The sequence below is a fragment of the Micromonospora sp. NPDC003776 genome, from assembly GCF_053605645.1.
Genome location: NZ_JBSGJR010000541.1, coordinates 1 through 4,744, shown reverse-complemented (window position 1 = coordinate 4,744; position 4,744 = coordinate 1). Strand labels below are relative to the sequence as shown.

The 4,744-nt window shown below is 75.3% G+C and carries 7 protein-coding genes; 4 read left to right on the top strand and 3 right to left on the bottom strand.

The genetic code is table 11. The annotated features are described in order from the left end of the window. The 3 genes from ACWEVO_RS30385 to ACWEVO_RS30375 form a co-directional block, all read left to right on the top strand. On the top strand, positions 1-777 hold a 777-nt coding region (locus ACWEVO_RS30385; protein WP_452310898.1), incomplete at its 5' end, for a sensor histidine kinase. Next, the gene (locus tag ACWEVO_RS30380) at positions 774-1,430 is read left to right on the top strand and encodes a response regulator (protein ID WP_452310897.1); all 657 of its coding nucleotides are present in this window, start codon (positions 774-776) and stop codon (positions 1,428-1,430) included. The genes ACWEVO_RS30385 and ACWEVO_RS30380, both read left to right, overlap by 4 nt. 98 nt (positions 1,431-1,528) lie before the next feature. Beyond that, entirely contained in the window at positions 1,529-1,903 is a 375-nt protein-coding gene (locus tag ACWEVO_RS30375) for an STAS domain-containing protein (protein WP_452310896.1), read from the top strand. A gap of 66 nt (positions 1,904-1,969) precedes the next feature. Here the strand turns inward: ACWEVO_RS30375 and ACWEVO_RS30370 are convergent, their stop codons facing one another. Continuing rightward, positions 1,970-2,338: an FKBP-type peptidyl-prolyl cis-trans isomerase gene (locus ACWEVO_RS30370; protein ID WP_393177578.1), complete on the bottom strand. Its 369-nt coding sequence runs from the start codon at positions 2,336-2,338 to the stop codon at positions 1,970-1,972. Between the two features lie 174 nt (positions 2,339-2,512). Continuing rightward, positions 2,513-3,067 carry a hypothetical protein gene (locus ACWEVO_RS30365; RefSeq protein ID WP_452310899.1) on the bottom strand — a complete coding sequence of 185 codons (555 nt, stop codon included), beginning with the start codon at positions 3,065-3,067 and terminating at the stop codon, positions 2,513-2,515. 238 nt (positions 3,068-3,305) lie between these two features. Here ACWEVO_RS30365 and ACWEVO_RS30360 point away from each other — a divergent pair, with 238 nt between their 5' ends. Then, on the top strand, positions 3,306-4,004 hold the full coding sequence (locus ACWEVO_RS30360) for a CBS domain-containing protein (protein WP_452310895.1): 699 nt from the start codon (positions 3,306-3,308) through the stop codon (positions 4,002-4,004). Between the two features lie 112 nt (positions 4,005-4,116). Here ACWEVO_RS30360 and ACWEVO_RS30355 read toward each other — a convergent pair whose 3' ends face one another. Continuing rightward, positions 4,117-4,593 carry a universal stress protein gene (locus ACWEVO_RS30355; protein WP_452310894.1) on the bottom strand — a complete coding sequence of 159 codons (477 nt, stop codon included), beginning with the start codon at positions 4,591-4,593 and terminating at the stop codon, positions 4,117-4,119. Positions 4,594-4,744: the final 151 nt, after the last annotated feature.

Here is a 4,744-nt window from a genome sequence, read left to right as displayed (position 1 = left end):
GCCTCCGCGGTCACCGGCGCCGGATCCTGGGCCCGGACCGGCGCGGCCGCGCTGACCTGGTGGAACGCCCTGGCCTGGCTGGTCGCCGTCGGCATCGGCGCGGGGTTGCGGATGGCGGACGCCCGCCGCCGGGCCGCCGCCGAGCGGGTACGCCGGGACGAGCGCCTCGAACTGGCCCGGGAGCTGCACGACGTGGTCGCCCACCACATCACCGGCATCGTCGTGCAGGCCCAGGCCGCGCAACTGGTCGGCGGGCGTCGGCCGGAGCGGGCCCGGGAGTCCCTGGCCGGCATCGAGACGGCCGGCTCCGACGCGCTCGCGGCGATGCGTCGCCTCGTCGGCATCCTCCGCGACAGCGCCGACGCGGCCCCGGCGTCGGCCGGCGCGGAGCGGCTCGCCGACCTGGTCACGCGCTTCGCGCGGCACGGCGTCGCGGTACGGCTGCGCGTGCCGGACCACGACCCCGGCTGGCCGCCCGAGGTGACGACCACCGTCTACCGGGTGGTCCGCGAGGCGCTGACCAACGTGGCCCGGCACGCGCCGGGTGCCGAGACGGTGGCGGTCACGGTCACCGTGGAGGCCGGGACGGCGGTCGTCGAGGTGGTCGACGACGCCCCGCCCACCCCGGCCCGGCATCCCCGCCGGCGCGGATACGGGCTGGTCGGGATGCGGGAACGGGTCGAGGCCCTGGGCGGGACGCTGGCCGCCGGTCCCCGCCCCAGCGGCGGCTGGTCGGTCACGGCCGTGCTGCCCGGCCCCACCGGGGAGCGCCGGTGACCATCCGGGTGCTGCTCGCCGACGACCAGGCGATGGTCCGTGGCGGCCTGCGCATGATCCTGGAGGACCAGCCCGACATCGAGGTGGTGGCCGAGGCGGTGGACGGGGTCGACGCGGTGGAGCAGGCCCGGCGGCTGCGGCCGGACGTCTGTCTGGTGGACATCCGGATGCCCCGGCTCGACGGGCTCCAGGTCACCCGCGCGCTGGCCGGCCCGGGGGTGGCCGATCCGCTGCGAGTGGTCGTGGTGACCACCTTCGACCTCGACGAGTACGTCTACGGCGCGCTGCGCGGCGGGGCGGTCGGGTTCGTCCTCAAGGACGCCGGTCCGGCGCTGCTCGTCGAGGCGGTGCGGGCCGCCGACAACGGCGAGGCGCTGGTCTCTCCCTCGCTCACCCTGCGGCTGCTGCGCCACCTCCAACCGCCCGCGCCGCCGGCCGACGGCCGGTTCCGCCCGGCGCTGTCGCCGCGGGAGATCGAGGTGGTGGGGGCGATCGCCCGGGGGCGGACCAACCAGGAGATCGCGGCGGAGCTGTTCATCTCGCTGAGCACCGTGAAGAGCCACGTCGCCGGGATCCAGCGCAAGCTGGGCGCCCGCAACCGGGTGGAGATCGCCGCGTGGGCCTGGGAGAGCCGCACCGTGGACGGCGTCTGAGGGTTCTCCCGGAGGCCCTCGGGGTCGCCACCCGGGACCTTCCCCGATCCCGGCTCGCGGCGGCCGGAAGTGTCGGTCCCGGGGGATAGGTTCTGGGCATGGAGCAGCGCAGCGACCGGTTCCACGTGGAGCTCGACGTGACCGACCACGTGGTGGACGTCCGGGCGGTCGGCGAGATCGACATCGCCACCGTCGGGTCGTTGCGGGCGGCGCTCTGGGCCGCCCCGGCGCGTCCGGTGCTGCGGGTGGACCTGTCCGGCGTCCGGGTGCTCTCCGCGGCCGGGGTGCGCGCCCTGGCCGCCGCGCACCTGCGGGTGCGGGCGCGGGGCGGCGAGCTGGTGCTGGTCGACCCCGACCCGGTGGTGGAGCGGGTGCTGCGGGTCACCGGCCTGCACCGGGTGGTGCGGGTGGTGGCCGGTGCGGCCCCGGCCGGCTGGGCGCCGACGGGCGTCCGCGAGCTGGTTCCGGCCTGACCGGCCTGGGACGGGTCGGGGCCGCCGGCGTGTCCGCCGACGACCCCGCTGCGGTGGCGGCGCGGCTCAGCGGACGCCGAGCAGATCCACCACGAAGACCAGCGTCTCGTTCGGCTTGATGACGCCGCCGGCGCCCCGGGCGCCGTAGCCCAGGTGCGGCGGGATGGTCAGCCGGCGCCGGCCGCCCACCTTCATGCCGACCACGCCCTGGTCCCAGCCGGCGATGACCTGGCCGCCTCCCAGCGGGAACTCGAACGTCTCACCCCGGTTCCACGAGGCGTCGAACTCGCGGCCGGTCGAGTGGGCCACGCCGACGTAGTGCACGCTGGCCAGCTGGCCGGGGCGGGCCTCCGGGCCCTCGCCGACCGTGATGTCCTCGATGACGAGATCGGCGGGCGGGGCGCCCTCGATCGGGCCAACCTCGGGCTTCTCCATGAACGGGTCTCCTCGGTGCTGACGGTGCGGTCACCGTCGATCCTGCCGGATCGTGACGGGCCGATACGCAATGGTCCCCGCCGCGGCGTGGCGGCGGGGACCGGGTACGGCACAAAAAGTGGCGGGCGCCGCCTCTCGGTGACGCCCGCCCGGTGGGTACTGCCGTCGGTGATCTCACTTCAGCCAGGGCAGCCGCTGGACGATGGGGAGCTTCGCCCACACCTTGCCGAGGCCGAGGGTGTCGCCCGCGCCGACCAGGGCCAGGACCGCCAGCACACCGGCGTAGATGAGGTGGTCGTCCATGAACGGGTTGTTCTCGGGGGGCAGCACGACCGTCCACATCATGACCAGCAGGATCCCGCCGGCGACCGCTGCGATCCGGGTGCCGATGCCGAGCATCAGGGCCACGCCGAGGGCGAGCAGGCCGAGCATGAACAGCCAGTCCGCCCACGCGGCGCCGGCGATGCCGTTGTAGAACCCCTTGAACGGGCCGGCCGCGCCGAAGGCGAGGAAGCCCTTGGTGGGGCTGCCGCCGTTGATCCAGGCGGCCTTCGCCGCGGTCTCGTGCCCCAGGCCGAACATCTTGTCCAGGAAGGCCCAGAGGAAGGTCCAGCCCAGCGCGATCCGGAGTCCGGCGAAGACGTAACGGGTGGCCTTCTGCCGGGTGGTCTCGACGTCCCGGGTGGTCTCGGCCGCCGGAATCCTGGTGTTGGCGGTGATCCGCTCGATTGTCGCGGTCATGGTCTCCACGTCCCTTCTTGTGCCTCGCACCGCGTTTCCGGTGGCACATTCATTCCACCTCTGCGGCGCCGTCGCGGGCAGGGCCGACCGGGCCGCCCCGGACCGGGACCTTGGACCCCTTCCGGCCCGGTCCGGAGGACCTTCCCCGGCCGGCCGGCCGACTCTGACCGTCCGGCGGCACGCGGGCCTACCGTCGCGAGTGGAAGACCCGGTCGAGGAGGTCGTGATGAGGACGTGGCAGGTGGGCGACGTGATGACCAGGGACGTCGCGACGGTGCGGGAGGAGACCCCGTACCGGCAGATCGTTGACGTGCTGATCCGGCGGGGCATCAGCGCCGTGCCGGTGGTGGACTCCTTCGACCGGGTGCTGGGGGTGGTCTCCGAGGCGGACCTGCTGCACAAGGTGGAGCGGGCCGGCCACCCCGACGAGCGGCGGGTCTTCGAGGGGCGGCGCCGGCGTACCGCGCGGGAGAAGGCGGGCGCGCTGGTGGCCCGGGACCTGATGACCGAACCGGCGGTCACCACCACCCCGCGGGCGTCGCTGCCGGCGGCGGCCCGGCTGATGGACCGCGAGGTGGTCAAGCGGCTGCCGGTGCTGGACGACCTGGGCCGGCTGGTCGGCATCGTGACCCGCAGCGACCTGCTCCGGGTGCACCTGCGCACCGACGCGGAGATCCGCGAGGACGTGGTGCAGCAGGTGCTGCGCAAGGTGCTCGCCGTCCGGGACGGTCTGGTCACCGTCCAGGTCCGCGACGGCGAGGTCACGCTGGACGGCCGGTTGGACCGGCGTACCGCCGTCGAGCTGGCCGGCCGGCTCGCCACCCAGGTCGCCGGCGTGGTGCAGGTGCACAACGCCGTCGGGTACGACGTGGACGACACCACCCTGATGGAGCTGGACCCGGTACACGCCACCCCGGTGGCCTGACCGCCGCACCCCGTGGGCCCCGCCTCCCCGGCGGGGCCCATGCGCGTGCCCGGCGCCGCCACCCGGACACGGCACGGCCGCCCGTACCGGGGCGGCCGTCGTCGGCGTCCGGTCAGGCCCGCAACGCCGGCTCGGTGGAGGTCGGGGACGCCGGGGCGGGCACCGGCACGACCACCACCGGGCAGCGCGCCTTGCGGACGCACTCCTCGCTGACCGAGCCGAGCACGGTGTGCCGCAACCGGCTGTTGCCGTGACTGCCGAGCACCAGCAGGTCGGCCGTGCGGGCGGCGGCGGTCAGCACGTCCGCGGCCGGCCCCTCGACCACCTCCCCGGCCACCGGGCAGGTCGTCCCCTTGCGCAGGACCAGCCCCCGGACCTCGTCCTCGAGCAGGGTCACTGCGCGCTGCCGCTCGTCGACCGGCGGCGTCGCGTTCCGCATCGGGCCGACCTCGATCCGGTCCCACCGCCAGGCCACCACCACCTGCACCGCGCCGCCGCGCTCCGCCGCCTCGTCGACCGCCCAGTCCAGCGCGCGCCGCCCGCCGTCTGAACCGTCGACGCCCACCACGATCAGTCGATTGCTCTCCATCGCTGCACTCCTCTCCTCCTGCTTGCAGTCCATCGCGCGGGCGGCGGCGCCGGGCAGGCGCGAAGGGCCCGGTGCGGCGGGGCCCTTCGCCCCGTTTGCGAGCTCGCCGCGGCGCCGGCGCTGCTCGCCGCACCGCCCTGAGCTCGCAAAC